This window comes from Gemmata palustris (assembly GCF_017939745.1).
Taxonomy (GTDB): domain Bacteria; phylum Planctomycetota; class Planctomycetia; order Gemmatales; family Gemmataceae; genus Gemmata; species Gemmata palustris.
In genome coordinates, this window is sequence record NZ_JAGKQQ010000001.1 from 2,074,644 (window position 1) to 2,091,182 (window position 16,539).

15 protein-coding genes are annotated in these 16,539 nt (G+C 66.7%); 11 read left to right on the forward strand and 4 right to left on the reverse strand.

Translation table 11 applies throughout. The annotated features are described in order from the left end of the window. The first annotated feature begins 16 nt into the window (after positions 1–16). The 4 genes from J8F10_RS08145 (at position 17) to J8F10_RS08160 (ending at position 4,653) form a co-directional block, all read left to right on the forward strand. On the forward strand, positions 17–1,090 hold the full coding sequence (locus J8F10_RS08145; protein WP_210653340.1) for a hypothetical protein: 1,074 nt from the start codon (positions 17–19) through the stop codon (positions 1,088–1,090). A gap of 96 nt (positions 1,091–1,186) precedes the next feature. Further along, a complete protein-coding gene (locus tag J8F10_RS08150) occupies positions 1,187–2,173 on the forward strand; it encodes a DNA-directed RNA polymerase subunit alpha C-terminal domain-containing protein (protein WP_246523059.1) in 987 nt (328 codons plus the stop codon). Positions 2,174–2,218: 45 nt separating this feature from the next. Next, the gene (locus J8F10_RS08155) at positions 2,219–3,280 is read left to right on the forward strand and encodes an ATP-binding protein (RefSeq protein ID WP_210653341.1); all 1,062 of its coding nucleotides are present in this window, start codon (positions 2,219–2,221) and stop codon (positions 3,278–3,280) included. Positions 3,281–3,327: 47 nt separating this feature from the next. Further along, on the forward strand, positions 3,328–4,653 hold the full coding sequence (locus J8F10_RS08160; RefSeq protein ID WP_210653342.1) for a vWA domain-containing protein: 1,326 nt from the start codon (positions 3,328–3,330) through the stop codon (positions 4,651–4,653). Here the strand turns inward: J8F10_RS08160 and J8F10_RS08165 are convergent. Both J8F10_RS08165 and thrS read right to left on the reverse strand, forming a co-directional pair. Then, the gene (locus tag J8F10_RS08165; RefSeq protein WP_210653343.1) at positions 4,643–5,869 is read right to left on the reverse strand and encodes a hypothetical protein; all 1,227 of its coding nucleotides are present in this window, start codon (positions 5,867–5,869) and stop codon (positions 4,643–4,645) included. The genes J8F10_RS08160 and J8F10_RS08165 overlap by 11 nt on opposite strands. A gap of 66 nt (positions 5,870–5,935) precedes the next feature. Beyond that, on the reverse strand, positions 5,936–7,804 hold the full coding sequence (thrS, locus tag J8F10_RS08170) for a threonine--tRNA ligase (RefSeq protein WP_210653344.1): 1,869 nt from the start codon (positions 7,802–7,804) through the stop codon (positions 5,936–5,938). A gap of 294 nt (positions 7,805–8,098) precedes the next feature. Between thrS and J8F10_RS08175 the strand changes: the two genes are divergently transcribed. The 6 genes from J8F10_RS08175 (at position 8,099) to J8F10_RS08200 (ending at position 13,407) form a co-directional block, all read left to right on the forward strand. Next, on the forward strand, positions 8,099–8,332 hold the full coding sequence (locus J8F10_RS08175; protein WP_210653345.1) for a hypothetical protein: 234 nt from the start codon (positions 8,099–8,101) through the stop codon (positions 8,330–8,332). A 68-nt stretch (positions 8,333–8,400) separates the two neighbouring features. After that, entirely contained in the window at positions 8,401–10,140 is a 1,740-nt protein-coding gene (locus tag J8F10_RS08180; RefSeq protein ID WP_210653346.1) for a S10 family peptidase, read from the forward strand. Positions 10,141–10,559: 419 nt separating this feature from the next. Next, entirely contained in the window at positions 10,560–11,855 is a 1,296-nt protein-coding gene (locus J8F10_RS08185; RefSeq protein ID WP_210653347.1) for a Na+/H+ antiporter, read from the forward strand. Between the two features lie 102 nt (positions 11,856–11,957). Then, complete coding sequence (locus tag J8F10_RS08190) at positions 11,958–12,326, forward strand: TIGR03066 family protein (RefSeq protein WP_210653348.1); 369 nt, start codon at positions 11,958–11,960, stop codon at positions 12,324–12,326. Between the two features lie 175 nt (positions 12,327–12,501). Then, positions 12,502–12,873, forward strand: coding sequence for a TIGR03066 family protein (locus J8F10_RS08195; protein WP_210653349.1), 372 nt, complete (start codon positions 12,502–12,504; stop codon positions 12,871–12,873). Between the two features lie 111 nt (positions 12,874–12,984). After that, on the forward strand, positions 12,985–13,407 hold the full coding sequence (locus tag J8F10_RS08200; protein WP_210653350.1) for a TIGR03066 family protein: 423 nt from the start codon (positions 12,985–12,987) through the stop codon (positions 13,405–13,407). An 11-nt stretch (positions 13,408–13,418) separates the two neighbouring features. Here the strand turns inward: J8F10_RS08200 and ltaE are convergent, their stop codons facing one another. Next, the gene (gene ltaE, locus J8F10_RS08205; protein ID WP_210653351.1) at positions 13,419–14,450 is read right to left on the reverse strand and encodes a low-specificity L-threonine aldolase; all 1,032 of its coding nucleotides are present in this window, start codon (positions 14,448–14,450) and stop codon (positions 13,419–13,421) included. Between the two features lie 32 nt (positions 14,451–14,482). After that, complete coding sequence (locus tag J8F10_RS08210) at positions 14,483–15,094, reverse strand: hypothetical protein (protein ID WP_210653352.1); 612 nt, start codon at positions 15,092–15,094, stop codon at positions 14,483–14,485. Positions 15,095–15,349: 255 nt separating this feature from the next. Here J8F10_RS08210 and aroC point away from each other — a divergent pair, with 255 nt between their 5' ends. After that, entirely contained in the window at positions 15,350–16,507 is a 1,158-nt protein-coding gene (gene aroC, locus J8F10_RS08215; protein WP_210653353.1) for a chorismate synthase, read from the forward strand. Positions 16,508–16,539 lie beyond the last annotated feature (32 nt).

Genomic DNA, 16,539 nt, shown 5'->3' on the forward strand with positions numbered 1-16,539 from the left:
AAGGCAACTACACACCATGCGGGTGATTGAGCAACTCGTTCACCACTTCTGGGCGCGCGGCGCGCTGACCCGGGCGGAGGCGCTCTACCTCGTGAAGCACGGGTTCGCGCGCGAGGGCGACCTCCCCGGCCTTGCCGAACCGGGTCAGCCGATTGACCCCGCCACCTACGCTCAGCCGGCATACGACGCAGAGGAATACGATTACCGCGACCGAGACCGAGAAGCTGCTGACGAAAAAGCGCGCGCGGCTGAAGAGCTGGAAGACGAACTCGTGGGCCGGAACGCGGGGAGCCGGAAGGCCGGCGGTAAGAAAAAGAAACCGACCGGCCACAACCTCGCGCCCGCGGTCGCGATGATCGCCGCACACGTCGCCGCCCGCGAACCGTACCCGGCGCTCTGCGAACTGGGCACCCGCATCGCGCCGTGTGGGTCGTGGCGCGATGCGGCGCAGGTCGTGGGGGCGGCGAAACCGGCAGCGCTCGAAACGGCCCTCGTGGGGGCGCTGACGGCGCGCCCGCGTGCGCTCGGTGAACTGTGGTTCTGGTTCGACCTGGAACCGCTGTTCGAGTGGACCGATGACGAAGACAACGCGGGGCCGGTTGCGGACGGCCTCTCGAAACTGCTCGGCGCGGACAACCTGGCCCAAGTCGGCCGCCTGGGGCAACTGCTGAAGGCCGCAGAAGTGCAGATGCTCCTCGACTTGCTCCCGGCCCGGCGCGCGTTCTTGAACCTGCTCCCGGTGCTGTACCACGCCCACTTTCCGAAGTTCGGTTTGTGGCTGGTTCCACCAACCGGAGCCGCACGCGCGTGCTGGCCCGCGCTGCCCTGGGCGTTCGTGCTCGTATACAACGCGAGACAGGGCACGGCCGAGCGCCCCCCGCAGGGGTACCCGCTCGACCCCAACGTGCTCCCGCCGCGGCTCCTCCGAATGGCACTGACGACGGCGTTCGCACAGGCCCCGGTCGCCGTGCGCGAGTTGCTCATTCAGGGGCTCCGCGACAGCGACACCCCCGCGGACGACGTGCGCGACGCGACCCGCCCGGTCTTCGCGCGGAAGACGTTCCACTGTCCGTTCACGTGGCGCGTGTAATCGGAAGCGGGCCGGCGCGCCGAGTTTTCGACGCTGTGCTTCCGACCGACGCTGTGTTAGAACCGCCGTGTCCCGCTCCCTTCACGGGAAGTGCTGATGAGTTCCGGCCCGATCACTGAAACGGTCACACTGTCACAGGCGCGCGACCTCATTGGCTGCCTGTCGCACGAACAGAGCGTGCTGTTACTCGCGCCGCCGGGCGTCGGCAAATCGGACGTGGTGCATCAAGCGGCGCGCGCCGCAGGGCTGGAGTGCAAATCGCTCCTGGGCACGCAGATCGCGCCCGAAGACGTGTCCGGCGTTCCGCGAATCGTCGGCGAGCGCAGCGTGTTCTGTCCGCCGCGCGTGCTGCTACCCGAGAACGCGACCAAGTTCTGCCTCTTCCTCGACGAACTCCCGGCCTGCGCCCCGGACGTGCAGAAAGCCTTTTATTCGCTGCTGCTCGAACGGCGCATCGGGGAGTACCTGTTGCCCGAAGGCACGTGGGTCGTCGCGGCCGGCAACCGCGCGGAAGATAAGGCTCTTGTGCGCACCATTTCCAGCGCGCTCGTGAATCGCGTACTCATTCTGAACGTGCGCATCGACGTACCGGAGTGGATCACCTGGGCGCACGCCAACTACGTTCGCGCGGACGTGGTGGCGTTCATCGAGCAGAACCCGGACGCCCTGCTCCGCCCGGTACCGGACAAAGTCGCGCCCTTCTCCACCCCGCGGGCGTGGGCTTCACTTGCGCGCGCGCTCGACCTCGTCGGCGCACGCGGTCAGCTCACGCCCGCGCTGGTTCGTGCCCTCGCGGTCGGGCGCGTCAGCGAGGACGACGCCCGCCGGTTCGCGACCGCGTGGCTCGGGAGCCCGGCCGAATCGACCGCGCTGGAAGAAAAATTGAACTGGGCACTCGCGGAGCTGGGGCTGTCCGCGCGCGCGCACAATTGTCTCGAGTCAGAAAGTATCGCGACCGTGCGCGAACTGGTCCGGCGCAACGACGACGAGTTACTAGAGGTTCGCAACTTCAGTGAAACGACTCTGCGCGAGGTGAAGGCCAAACTCGCGCTCCACGGTCTGAGTTTGGGCATGAAGGTGTAACGCGGTCGCGCCGCCTTCGCAAAACGGGCACTGCCCGACACAACTATGACCCAACCCGCCCCCCCGCCGGCCGTCACACTATCGCAGGCCAAGGAACTGATCCGGTGCCTCGCGGACAGTGAGAGCCTACTGTTACTCGCACCACCCGGAGTGGGGAAGTCCGAAGCGGTACGGCAAGCGGCGCGGGAAGCCGGCCTCGAACTCCGCTCGCTTCTGGGAACACAGATCGCGCCCGAAGACGTGTCCGGGGTGCCAAAGTTGGTTGGCAACCGCGCGGTCTTCTGCCCGCCGCGCCTGCTGCTCCCGGATGACAACGAGCCGTTCTGCCTCTTCCTTGATGAACTCCCGGCGGCGCCGCCCGAAGTGCAAAAGGCTTTCTATTCGCTGCTCCTGGAGCGCCGACTCGGTGAGTACCGGCTCCCCAAAGGCACGTGGGTCGTTGCGGCCGGGAACCGGAGCGAGGACCGCGCGCTGGTGCGAACACTCTCTAGCGCGCTCGTGAACCGCGTGTTCGTGGTGCCGGTGCGTGTCGACCTCGACGAATGGCTCGCGTGGGCGGAACGGAACGGTGTGCGCCCGGAGATCCGCTCTTTCATTCGCCACGTCCCGCTCGCGCTCCAGCGCCCCGTACCCGCGGACCCGGTGCCCTTCTCCACGCCGCGCGCCTGGGCGCTGCTCTCGCGCGACCTGCAGCTCGCGGAAGGGGCCGGAAAGCTGTCACGGGACGAGCGCCGCGCGCTCGCGTTCGGGCGCCTGACGCCACACGACGCCGGGTTGTTCTGCGCGCTGTGCGAAGACGGCCTCGCCGACCTCCGCCCGGCCGCGGACTACATCGAGAACCCGGCGCTCCTACCGGCGTCGGAAACCGCGATGTGGTTCGTCGTCAACCGCGTCCGACAAGCGATCGGCGCGCAACAGCTCCGCGCTCCAGACGGGCAACCAGCGCCCGCGTTCGGCGCGAAGGTCAACACGTTCCTGGCCGCGGTCGGCGAAGAGTACCGCTTCGCGCTGATGCTGGATCAGGTCGACCAGTGGGCCGCACTCGGCGCAAACGCCGTCATGCTCGACACACTGAAAACTGTAACCGGCTTGCCTCCGGGAGAATGATTCTTTCCCGGGAGCGTAGGGAAAGCCCGTGGTCCCAGAGATGATCTATGCTACCCGAGCCACCTTCACCCGAGCAACTCGCTGTCGCGAACGCGGCCCGCGCGCTCAAACTCGTTTCCGCCACACTCCCGCACCTATCGGGGCTGTGCCACAGCGTCCGCGTGCGGGTCACGAAAAAGTACCCGGTCGCGGCCATCGGCGCCTCCGGGCTGCTGCTCGTGAACCCCACCGTGTTCGTGTCCGCGTCGCTCCCGGATCTCGTGTTCGTGGTGGCACACGAACTGATGCACCTCGCGCTCGACACGTTCGGCCGGGGCGGGAACGCCAAGCCGCGCCTCGTAAACATCGCACACGACTACGTCATCAACGACATCCTCTCGGTCGAACTGAACCGCCCGGTCCCGCTCGGCGGGCTAGTGCGCCCCGGAGCACGCCGGGAATCGCTCGAAACACTGGTCCGGGAACTCGCGCGCAACGGGAACAGACTCGACGACTGCTGGACCGTGGAGCGCAAGAAGAAGCCGAAGCGCGTGAAGAGGCCCAAGAGCGCGATTCAGCAGGAACTCGAGCGCGCGGGCCTGGTTCCCCCGGAGCCCGATGAACCCGACGAAGACGATACCGATTCGGACGAGTTCCCGGCGGGCGACGCGCTCACCGCCGAAGAGGAGGGCGAACTGGAACCGGAGTTGGGGCCGAAAGACTGGTCGGCGCACCGCGACCGGGTGCGCCGCGAGGCGGTCCGGTCGATCAGCCTGAAGGAGCTCCGCGACCAGATGGACCAAGCGACCGGTTACGGGCACGGCGCGGACGCCGGCGCGACGCGCACCCTCATGGAAGCGGTCGCCACCGCGTACCAACCGCCGTGGCAACTCGCGCTCCAGCACTGGCTCGACGCCGTTTCGCCCGGTCCGCGCAGTTACGCGCGCCCGAGCCGGAGGGGGGCCGAGCGCGACGACGGCGTGATCCTCGCCGGGCGCAGGCGCGAGGGCTGGGCGCTACACGTCGTGCTGGACACGAGCGGCTCGATGATGAACACGCTCCCGCACGTCCTGGGGCTCCTCGCGTCGTTTTGCGAGGGCGCGGGGGTGAATCAAGTTCACGTCGTGCAGTGCGACGTCGGCGTGACGGCCGACGAGTGGATCGACCCGGCCGAGCTCGCGCGTTACAAGATCACCGGGTTCGGCGGGAGCGACATGAGCCCCGCGCTGGACGAACTCGCGGGCGACCCGGAAGTCCGCGCGGTGCTGGTGCTCACCGACGGGTACATCTCGTACCCGGACACGGAGCCACCGTACAGTGTGCTCTGGGGACTGGTGGACGGGTACAGCACGTTTCGCCCGCACTACGGCACGGTGGTTCACATCAAAACGTAGCCACGCGGTACTCGCGCCCGCCCCAGTAAATACACATCCGCACGATCGTGTAGATCGTCGCCACCGCGCCTGCAACGGTAAACGCAATCGCAACGCGGCGCGACAGCGAAGCCAGGGCCATCGCCAGCACCGGGACCGCGAACGGGACCGCCTCCAGGAACCCGCGGTGCCCGAACCCGGCGCCGAGGTGCCACGACCACCAGTGCCCGTACAGCACCGTGTAAGCCGCGACCACCCCCACCAGGGCGACGGCGGCGCCCCGCAACTCCCGCACGATGAGGGGCGCGAGCAGCGCGACCGCCATCACCGGGTAGTAGCGGAACAATCCGTGCTCCTCGCCCCCGAGAACGAGGAGCATTTTGGGATCGTTCCAAATGAACCTTTCGCCGGGGTACGTGTTGAGCGTGAACCGGCCGAACATCTCGTGATTGACCGCGAGCGTGACCGCGAGCCCGACGCCCACACCCACACAGGCCGCGCCCGTCGCGCGCAACCGGAAGCCGGGCGACGCGCGCCCCGCACCCGCCCACCCCACACACGCGGTGCTCCAAAAGCCGATCAGCACGACGTTCGTCGTGCGCACCAGAAGTAACAGTGTCACAAGCGCGACGACGGGCCACAGCGGGAGCGGGCGCTTCAGTTGTACGGCCCGCACCGCGAGCCACACCGCGCCCGCCGCGAGCAGCGCCGAGTAAACGTGACTGAAACTCGCGTCGTAGGTGCCGTAACTGTACAACCCGGTGCCGAACGTGAGCATCAGGACGGAAGCGTTCGCCCACCCCGGCGTCACACCGAGACGGTAACACGCATCGAGCCCGAGCGCAGTGGTCGCGACAAGTGCGGCGGCACCAAGTGCGAGGCAGGCCCAGTGTTCCGCGGGCGAATAGGGCAAACCGTTTCGCGCGGGATCGGTGACGCACGCCATAACCGGCAAGCGGATGAGTGCCACCCCGAGCGGGTACTTACACGTGTACCGGGGCACCGCCGGGTCCGGTTGCAGGAGCGCGACGTCGGCGGGTTCGCCCTCGTACCACGAGAACGACAGGTCGCCCTTCAGGATGGCGTAAGTCCAGATGTGGTACCCGGCGCCGTCGGAGCGGATCGGCGGCCAGTTGGCGTAAGTCGGGTACACGGTCACGGTGGTGGCCGCGAGCGCGACCACCAGAACGGAACTCCACCGCCAGCACCACGCGCGGGCCGGGCGAACACCGATCATGCCGAATCTCGTGGTGGCTTTCGCGGGGACCGCGAGCAGGCGCCCGCGGTCCGGGGTGGGAAACGATCAGGCGCCCGGAACCAGCTTCAGGGTGCGAGTCGCAATGGCCTTCTCCAGCATCGCGACGAACTCCGCGACCGGCTTGGCCCCGAGGTCTTCGCCGCTCCGGAGGCGCACGGCTACCGCGTTCGCTTCCATCTCCTTGTCGCCGATGACGAGGATGTACGGGATCTTCTGCAACTGCGCGTCGCGAATCTTCGCCTGCATCCGCTTGCTGCTCAGGTCCACATCGACGCGGTGGTCCTTATCGAGCAACTGGTCGCCGAGCTTCTGGGCGAACTCGAAGTGCCGGTCGCCGATGGGCACGATCGCGACCTGCACCGGCGCAAGCCACACCGGGAACGCGCCCGCGTACAGTTCGATCAGGTACGACATCATCCGCTCCATCGTGGAGATGACGCCGCGGTGGATCATCACCGGGCGCTTCGGGGTGTCGTCGCTGTCCTTGTACTCCAGCTCGAACTTCGCCGGCAGGTGCTGGTCGGCCTGGATGGTGCTGAGGGTCTCCTCGCGCCCCATCACGTCTTTCACCTGCACGTCGATCTTCGGCCCGTAGAACGCGGCCTCGTTCCACGCCTCGAAGAACGGCATCCCGGATTCGGTCAGCACCTCGCGCAGCATCGTGGTACTGCTCTCCCACATCGCCGGGTTGTCGACGTACTTGTCGGTCGCGGGACCGTCCGGGTCGCCGTTCTTCGACAGCCGGAACCGGTATTCGGTGATGCCCAGGTCGGTGTAGGCCTTTTTCATCAGGCTCAGGACGCCCGCGATCTCCTGCTTCACCTGGTCGGGCCGGACGAACAGGTGCGCGTCGTTGAGAGTCATGCACCGCACCCGCGACAGCCCGCCGACGACCCCGCTCCGCTCGAACCGGTACATGTTGCCGAGTTCCGCGATGCGGATGGGCAGGTCGCGGTAGCTCCGCGCCTTGGTCTTGTACACCTGGATGTGGTGCGGGCAGCACATCGGCCGCAGGCACAGCTCCTCGTCGTCGTTCCCCCCCTCGCCCATGTCCATCGGCGGGAACATGCTGTCCTTGTAGTGGTCCCAGTGGCCGCTGATCTTGTACAGCTCCTTCTTGGCAATGTCCGGGGTGAACACGTGCAGGTAGCCGGCGCGGCGCTCGTAATCGGTGATGAAGGTTTCCAGCAGCCGGCGCACGGTCGCACCCTTCGGCAGCAGCATCGGGAACCCGGAACCGAACACCGGCTCGTTGGCGAACAGTTCCAGTTCGCGGCCCACCTTGCGGTGGTCGCGCTTGGCCGCCTCTTCGAGCCGCGCGAGGTGCGCCTTCAGGTCGTCGCCGTTGACCCACGCGGTCGCGTGGAACCGCTTGAGCGCCTTGTTCTTGCTGTCGCCGCGCCAGTACGACCCGGTGACCTGCTGAATCTTGAACCCCTTCGCGTCGAGATCGCCGGTGGTTTCGACGTGCGGCCCGCGGCAGAGGTCGGAGAAGGTGTCCTGCTGGTAAACGGTGATGGTCGGTGCGTCGGCCGAGGCGTTCCCGTACTCGTCCTTACCCGCGGTCAGCCCGTCGATGAGCTCGAGCTTGTACGGGTTGTCCTTGAAGAGTTCACGGCCCTCGTCGGCGCTGATCTCGCGCACCTTGAAGGCGTGCTTCCCCTTGATGATCTGCCGCATCCGGTTGCCGATCCACTCCAGGTCGCCGTCGGACGGGTTCACGTCGAGGTCGAAGTCGTAGTAGAACCCGTACTCGACGGGCGGGCCGATCGTGGGCTTCGCCTGCGGGAACCGCTCGACGACCGCCTGTGCGAGGACGTGCGCGAGGGAGTGGCGCAACTTGTAGAGCGCGGGGTCGTAGCCCTTGGGGATGTACTTTTCGCCCGCCGCCTTCAGCTCCGCTTCGGTTGCCATGATTGGAGATGTCCTGTTGTGATGGCGCGTGGCACGCGGACATACAGCCGCAACCTCCCGCACCACCACCGACCATGTTACGGGTGAAGGGACACCGCGACAGGTGGCCGCGTTCGCGCTCCGGTGCCACCGCCCGCTCCCGTCCGTTACGAACAAATCCCTCCACGACCTCCGAAACCACCCCCGCGCGGAGGCGCTCGAGAAAATCAAGAAAGCGTCCGTCTACATCCGGGTCGGGTTCGCCGGCGATGGGTGCGCAGCGGGAGCGGCTTCTTTATCCCCGGGCGCGGGCAGGTGGTCACCAATTCACACGTGGTCGGTCCCGGCGCGGAGGAGATCGAGGTGGTGATCGAGATCCGCTTCGCGATCCCGAGCGAAGGTGTGAAGGATTTCCTCCGTCGGGCCGCGTGCCAGCCCCGCCGCTCGCCGTTCGTCCGCGATATCGAGATCGTGAGCGTGTCGCACCACCCGAGCGTCATGAAGGCGGCCGAACGCGCGTCCGTGATCGGGGGCCAGGTGACCTATTGACGGGCGATCTCCTGGCGCTGAGAATTGACCGACCTCCACTTACCCCCTCCGCAAATGCCAGGTGCCACATGGTCTTGCGCCGCTACGCGCTCCTCGCCGCCTTCCTCATCGCCGTGGGAGTCACGTCGTCTGCCGCCCAACAGGGGCAGCCGCCGAAGGGCGACCCGCCGAAGGGCCAGGCGCCACCCAAGGATGAGAAACCCCGGCCCGCGGACGACAAGAAGGCACCCCAGGACGGCAAGGCGCCCCCAAAAGACGAGGCGCCCGGGGCCAAGGACGAAAAGAAGGTGCCACCGACCGTTGTTACGGACGGGTCGGTCATCATCGCCGGGCAGAAAGTCGAGTACAAGGCGACTGCCGGTATGCTCCCGGGGACCGACAAGACGGGTAAGGCGAAGGCGAACATCTTCTACATGGCGTACACCCGGAAGTCCGGGGACGCCCCCGCCGCCCGCCCGCTCACCTTCTGCTTCAACGGCGGGCCGGGGTCCGCCTCATCATACGTCCACCTCGGGTTCTTCGGCCCGCGCCGGGTGCTGATTAACAACGACGGGCTGACCGCCCCCAGCCCGGCCGAACTGGTGGAGAACGACTGCTCGATGCTGGACGTCACCGACCTAGTGTTCATCGACCCGGTGAGCACGGGCCTGAGCCGGGCCGAAACCCCGGCCGACGCCAAGCTGTTCCACGGGCTGGAGGAGGACACCCAGTCGGTCGGGGATTTCATCCGCGACTACGTGGCCAAGTTCGGCCGGAAGGAGTCGCCGGTGTACGTGGCCGGGGAGAGCTACGGCACCACCCGGGCGGCGTCCCTGTCCACCTACCTCCAGAACCGGGGCGGGGTGAAGTTGGCCGGGATCGTCCTCATTTCTACCGTGCTGGACTTCCAGACCATCCGGTTCGGGGGCAGTAACGAACTGCCATACGCCCTTTTCCTGCCCACCTACACGGCCACCGCGTTCCACCACGGGAAGCTGGACAAGAAGTGGGCGGTCGACCTGCCGACGGCCCTGCGCGAGTCGCAGAAGTACGCGGCCGGGCCGTACCTGGAGGCGCTGCACAAGGGCACCCTGCTGACCGATTACGAGCGGCAGGCGGCGGCCAAACAGGTGGCCATGCTGACCGGGCTGTCGGAGGAGTTCGTGCTCCGGTCCGACCTGCGGGTGGAGGCGACCCGGTTCCGTGCCGAGCTGCTGCGGGACCAGCAGACCGTGGTCGGGCGGTACGACTCCCGCGTGTCGGCGAAGGTCGCGTCCCGACCGGCCGCCGGGGGCACGCCGGGCGCGAACGGCACACCGGGTGCCGGACCGGGTGCGAACGGCGCGCCCCCGCCCGCGAGCGGCCCCGGTGGCGGACCGCGGGGCGAACGGGTAGGCGGCGGCGACCCGGCGGCGGCTCTGCTTTCCCCGTTGTTCACGGCCGCGATGCGGCAGTACCTGCCGGACGGGTTGGGGTATAAGGCGGAGGCCCCGTATGTGCTAAGCGCCCCGGTACAGCCGTGGAACTACGGGTCGGCGGGCACGAACCAGTACGCCAACGTCACCCCCCGCCTGCGGGCGGCGCTGGAGAAGGATAAGGGGCTGCGGGTGTTCGTGGCCAGTGGGTACTGCGACCTGGCGACCCCGTTCGCCGCTACCAACTACACGTTCTCCCACCTCGGACCGCGCCCCCTGATGGACCGGGTGACGATGGCGTACTACGACGCCGGGCACATGATGTACACCCACGAACCGTCGCGCAAGAAGCTCCGAGAGGACCTGCGGAAATTCGTCACGGCCCCCGGCGCGGAGTCCACGCCGAAGCCCTGACAGCCCCGATCGTGGGACGGGGCGGTGAATTCATCGTCCCGTCCCACGATCGGCTCCTCTACCCCGCCGGCCGTCTGGATTGGGGATCGCGTCACCTGCCTGTTCTGCGACTGTGACGCCGGGTCACACCCGTCTGCGCCCGCGTGCAAGCGACGACTCTGCTACTCCTTATCCGGGCGCCAGATCGACGCCCCCCCGCACCCGCGCGCGTGCGCGGCCGTCATCGAGCACGTCGACGCTATCGCACCCAGCGTCCCGGAGCGCGTAGGTCCACGGCCCGGTCCGCGAGTGCCGCCCGCGCGATCACCGGCTGTGGCCCGAGCGAGGTCCGTTGGTACATCGGCATCGCGGCGAACTCCGGTGTCACGGAGGGGGTCGGAACGATATCTTTAGCCGCGATGGACAACACGGAGGTTATTGTGCTTCACCCGGTTGAACTGATTCTGGCCCTGCTCGCGGTTACGGTGGCGCTCGGTCTGGTCGCGCGTCGGTTCAATATCGCGGAGCCGATTCTGCTCGTCGTCGGGGGGTTGGTTCTCGGGCTCCAGCCGTGGGCGCCGGGCGTCGTGATCGATCCCCAAATCGTGTTCCTGCTGTTCCTTCCGCCGCTTCTGTACGCGACCGCGTTCCGGACGCCGTGGCCGGAATTTCGCGACCAGATCCGGCCGATCACCATGCTCGCGGTGGGATTGGTGCTGTTCACCGTGGTCGCGGTCGCCGCCGCCGCGCACTACTTCGTCGGTCTGCCCTGGCCGTCGGCGTTCGTGCTCGGGGCGATCGTTTCCCCGCCGGACGCGGTCGCCGCGGTCGCCATTACCCAGCGCCTGCGGGTCCCGCGCCTCATCACCACGATCCTCGAGGGCGAGAGCCTAGTGAACGATGCGTCCGCGCTCGTGGCGCTGCGGTTCGCGGTCGCGGCCGTGCTCACGGGGACGTTCTCCCTGGTCAACGCGAGCCTCGAGTTCTTGTACGTCAGCGTCGGGGGGATCGCGATCGGGATCGCCGGCGGGTGGCTCGTGGTGTGGCTCCACGGGTGGCTCGAGCGCAAGAAGCTCGCGGAGACGAAGCTCGTCATCACCATTACCCTGCTCACGCCGTTCTCGGTGTACCTGACGGCGGAGCACCTGCACCTGTCCGGGGTGCTCGCGGCCGTGAGCGCCGGGTTCTGGGTCGGCAACCGGTGCGAGCGCGTGTTCAGCGCGGAACTCTACGAAGAGGCCCGGGCCGTTTGGGAGTGGATCGAGTTCCTGTTGAACGGGCTGATCTTCATCCTGGTCGGGTTCGCGCTGCGGCAAATCATCGATCAGGCCGAGGGAGCGTACTCGCCGGGGGCGCTGTTCGCGGCCGCGGCCGTGGTTTCGGGCGCGGCAATCGGCGCTCGGCTCGTGTGGATGTTCCCCGGCGCCTACGTGCCGCGCTGGATCGACCGCAGGCTCGGCATCCCGACGCCGTACCCGCCGTGGCAGGGCGTGACCGTCGTGGGTTGGACCGGGATGCGCGGCGTCGTGTCGCTCGCCGCGGCCCTCGCGCTGCCGCTCGCCACCGAGAACGGTCAGCCGTTTCCCAACCGCAACCTGATCCAGGTTCTCACGTTCGCCGTGATCTTCGCCACGCTGGTGGGCCAGGGGCTCACGCTGCCCCTCCTGATCCGCGCGCTGGGCGTTGCCGATCCGACGGGCGGGCCGGAATCGGACCGCGAGGAACCGGCCGTTTGAGGGCCACATTCCCGACGTTTTGGCGCTCGCCGATAATCGGGCGCTCGAATAGTCTGTTTTGGCCGGCGCCGCAGGGGCGCTGCACCCTCACAGGAGCGTGAAATGCGGACGCTACTCGGACTCGGGATCGTTCTGGCGGTGGTCTGCGGCGCGAACGCTGCTGACGAAAAGAAGCTCGACGAGAAGAAGCTCGTCGGCAAGTGGGAGCCGGTCAAGCCCAAGAAGGGCGAGGCGATGGTGATGGAGTTCACCAAGGACGGCAAGCTCACCGTCACCGGCGACATGGGCGGCAAGGAAGTGAAGATCGAAGGCACCTACAAGCTCGACGGCGACAAGCTCACCTTCGCCCTGAAATTCATGGACCTCGATATCAAGGAAACGGTCACGCTCACGAAGCTGACCGACGACGAGATGGAAGGCAAGGACAAGGACGGGAAGGTCGAGTCCTTCAAGAAAGTGAAAGCGAAGTAACGACCGCGTTCGATCGGACCCCGGAGCCGGCCGCGATAACCCTCGCGGCCGGCTCCGTTTTTTGTACCCCCGCATCGATTTGTTGTCGCCGCGCTCGGGCAGACCGCGTACCTTCTCCTCCTAACAACGGCCGCGTGGCGGCCGCCGGACCAGTATCGTTCACCGGAGAAAGCAAATGCGTGCGCTCGCCGCGTCGGTTGTGGTTCTCGTCCTCGCCGGGTTCGCCGGCGCCGCGGACGAAAAGATCGATGCCAAGAAGCTGATCGGGAAGTGGGAGCCGGCCAAGGCCGAAAAAGACGGCCCGAAGATGGTGCTGGAGATCGGCGAGAAGGACAAGTTCACCCTGCACGTGACCGTAAACGGGAAGACCGAGAAGATCGACGGCACGTACAAGCTCGACGGCAACAAACTGGAAGTCGAAATGAGCTTCGGCGGGAAGACCGAGAAGGAAACGATCACGATCACCAAACTCACCGACACGGAGCTGGTGGCCAAGGACTCGAAGGGCAAAGAAGACACGATGAACCGCGTGAAAGAAAAGAAGTAACGGGGCCGCGAAGTTACGCCGACGGCCGCGGGGAGTTGTTCCCCGCGGCCGTCTCGCTTTACGCGCTCGCGCGGCGGTGGTATGCTGGCCCCACCACAGTGGAGGCCCGCCATGCGCTGCGCCGTCATCAGTCTGGTCGCGTTGGGGATCGGTAGTTTCGCGGGCGCGGCGCCGGTGCCGAAGGAGCGCACCGAGGCCGAGAAGGTGGTCGGCACCTGGAAAATGGTGCTCGATTCGCGCGGGAACAAGGACACCGACGTGGAACTCGACTTTTCCCAGGGCGGGAAGATGGTCATTCGCCAGCGGCTCGACAAGGACACGGTGTCCGTCTACGAGGGCACGTACCGCATCGTCGGGAACGAACTGCCCTATGACGTGAAGCAAGGCCCGCGCGTCAAGAAAGAGACGCTCACCATCAAGAAGCTCACCGCCGACGAACTGATCCTCATCGACCCGGACGGGTTAAAGGAAGAGTTCGTTCGCGTGAAGAAGAAGGACGAGAAGGTCGAGCCGAAGAAGGACGACAAGAAGTAAAACCGGCCGCCTCATGAAGCCAATCGGCGAATCGCCGCAGCCGCGGTTACGCACTGCGCGCGAGTCACGTCCAGGTGCGTGACGGCCCGAACCACGCGCGTTCCTAGCGGGGCCACCAGCACGCCATTCACTTTCAGGCGCTCCGCAACATCCTTCGCGCTGCCGTGCTTCTCACCCACCTCGAACCACACCAGATTCGTTTCCACTTCCTGGGGCTTGAGTGTGAAGCCCGGCACTTCCGCCACCGCGTCCGCGATGATTCGCGCGTTCGCGTGGTCCTCCGCGAGCCGATCAATGTTGTGATCGAGCGCGTAGTCGCACGCCGCAGCGAGGAACCCGATTTGCCGCATCGCCCCGCCGAACAGCTTGCGGATGCGCCGACCGTGGGCGATCAGGTCGCGCGGGCCGAGCAGCATTGAACCGACCGGCGTGCCCAAACCCTTACTGAAGCACACGTTCACGGTGTCGAACATCCCGCCCCAGACCTTCGCGGGCACGCCGGTCTTCACGATCGCGTTCCAGATGCGGGCGCCGTCGAGGTGCAGCGCGAGTTTGTGCTGTCGCGCCCAGTGCGAAATGTCGCGGACCGCGTCCGGCGAGGTGATCGTGCCGCCCCCGCGGTTGTGCGTGTTCTCCAAACACACCAGCCGCGTGCGCACCGAGTGCATGTCGTCGGGGCGAACTTTGTCGGCAAAGTCACTTCCGTCGAGCCGCCCGTCCCCGGTGCGACTGTCGATCGTGCGGAGCGTGACGCCGCTCAGCGCCGCTGCGCCCCCGGCCTCCCACAAGCAGATGTGACTGTTGGTTTCGAGGAGGATCTCGTCCTGCGGGCGGCAGTGAACCCGCACCGCGATCTGGTTGGCCATTGTGCCGCTGGGCACGAACAGCCCGGCCTCGCACCCGAACAGCGCCGCGGTGCGCTGTTCGAGTTCGTTTACCGTCGGGTCTTCCCCGAACACGTCATCACCGACCGGTGCGGCCATCATCGCCGCCATCATGCCGGACGTCGGCTTCGTCACGGTGTCGCTGCGGAGGTCGATCATTCGAGGTGCCCAACGCGGGTCGGTGCGGCCGCTTACGGCTCTTTCTTCGGTTCCTCGGCCTGCTTGTTCTCGATGAACCAGCGCTCGCCGATCTTCTTGAAATACAGCGTGCGCCCCTTTACGTCTGCGTGGGAGGCCGTTGCCGTCCCGTCGGCTTCCGCAAACGCGCCGTCGCGCAGGAGCTTCCGCATGTCCTTCTGGGCCTGCGGATCTTCTTTCAGTTTCGCTTCGATGTCCTTGAGGAGCTGTTTGAAGCCCAAATTGCGGGCCTTCGCTGTTACGGCCGCGCGGAACTCCTTCGGATCGAGCGGGACGCGGTTCTCTTCCACCACGGTGTTCGGGTTGGCCCGCTGGAAGTCCCGGAGCTGGGCGAGTTCGCGCTCGGTAGCGGCCTCGAGCGCGCTCGCGCGATCGGTGACGACCTCGTCCACGAACTTGGGATCGAGGAGGTGTGCGACGAAGTACGAGTAGTCGCCGGCATCAACGCGCTCGAGGGCCGTTCTGAGGGTGCCCTTGGGCGTGGCTTGCGGGTACAGCCGGACGCGGGCGGTAACGCCGTACCGCGGGTCGGGTTCTTTGGCGGGCTGCGCGTGGACCAGCGCGCCGATACTGAGCAGGACGACACCAGCGAGCGCAGTTCGCATCGGCAACCTCCGTAACGAGTTGCCCCACTCTACCCGGGTGCGTCGCAACGCTCCACCCCAAGCGGCAGAAGGGAAGAGCCGCGGATGAACGCAGATAAACGCGGATCAGACACGAAGAGATGGTGTTCAAGAACTACTCGCGGCGTCCTATTGTGAACTGGGGCACTTCGGAACTAATCCGTTTTGGGTCCGATCCGCGTTTATCTGCGTTCATCCGCGGCTCTTCCCTTTCCCCGCACGCAATACAATCGAAGTATGGCAGGCAACACATTCGGTAAACTGTTTCGCGTCACCACGTCGGGCGTCAGTCACGGCCCCGGGTACCTGTGCATTATTGACGGCTGCCCGGCCGGGTTGGAGCTGTCGGTTGACGACCTCCTGCCCGATCTGCTCCGGCGCCGGCCGGGTCAGAGCAAGCTCACAACGCAGCGCGACGAATCTGACACCCCGGAAATCTGGTCCGGCGTGTTTGGAGGCAAAACGGACGGCACGCCGATCGGCATCCTGTTCCGCAACGCCGACCAGCGCAGCGGTGATTACGGCGATATCAAGGACAAGTACCGGCCGGGCCACGCGGACTACACGTTCGATGCGAAGTACGGGTTCCGCGACTACCGCGGCGGCGGGCGGTCGAGCGCGCGCGAAACGGTGAGTCGCGTTGCGGCCGGGGCGGTCGCGAAGAAGATACTCGCGCTCTCGGGTATTGGCGTGCTCGGATACGTAAAGCAGGTCGGCGACGTGGTCGCGGACGTTCCCGATCCCACTACGGTAACGTTGGAGCAGATCGAAGCGACGCCCGTCCGGTGCCCCATCCCCGACACCGCGGCGAAAATGATCGCGCTGATCGATTCTGTTCGCATGGACCGCGACTCCATCGGCGGTGTATGTGAACTCGTCGCCACCGGCGTTCCGCCGGGCCTGGGCGAACCGGTCTTCGACAAGCTGAAGGCGGATTTGGGCAAGGCGCTGCTCTCGCTCCCCGCGGTGCTCGGCTTCGAGTACGGGGCCGGCTTCGCGGTGGCGAACATGCGCGGCAGCGCGAACAACGACGTGTTCGTCCCCGCGGAGGCGCACGAATCGCCCGTTGCACCGGACGCGGCCGACTGTAACACCGCAGTCTGGGAACCGCACCACGAGGCCCGCGCCCGAACCGAATCGAACCGTCACGGCGGGATGCTCGGCGGGATCTCCAGCGGGATGCCGATCGTGTGTCGCGTCGCGGTGAAGCCCACGAGCAGCATTCCCCGCTCCCAGCGCACGGTGACACGGGCCGGGGAGCCGACCGAAATTCTCGTGAAGGGCCGGCACGATCCCTGCCTGCTCCCGCGCTTCGTGCCGATGGGCGAAGCGATGATCGCGCTCGTGTTGGTCGATCACCTCTTGCGGAGCCGCGCGAGCCGACTTCCCGGTTAGTGGTCGTGACGGCACATCGGTTGCATGATTGT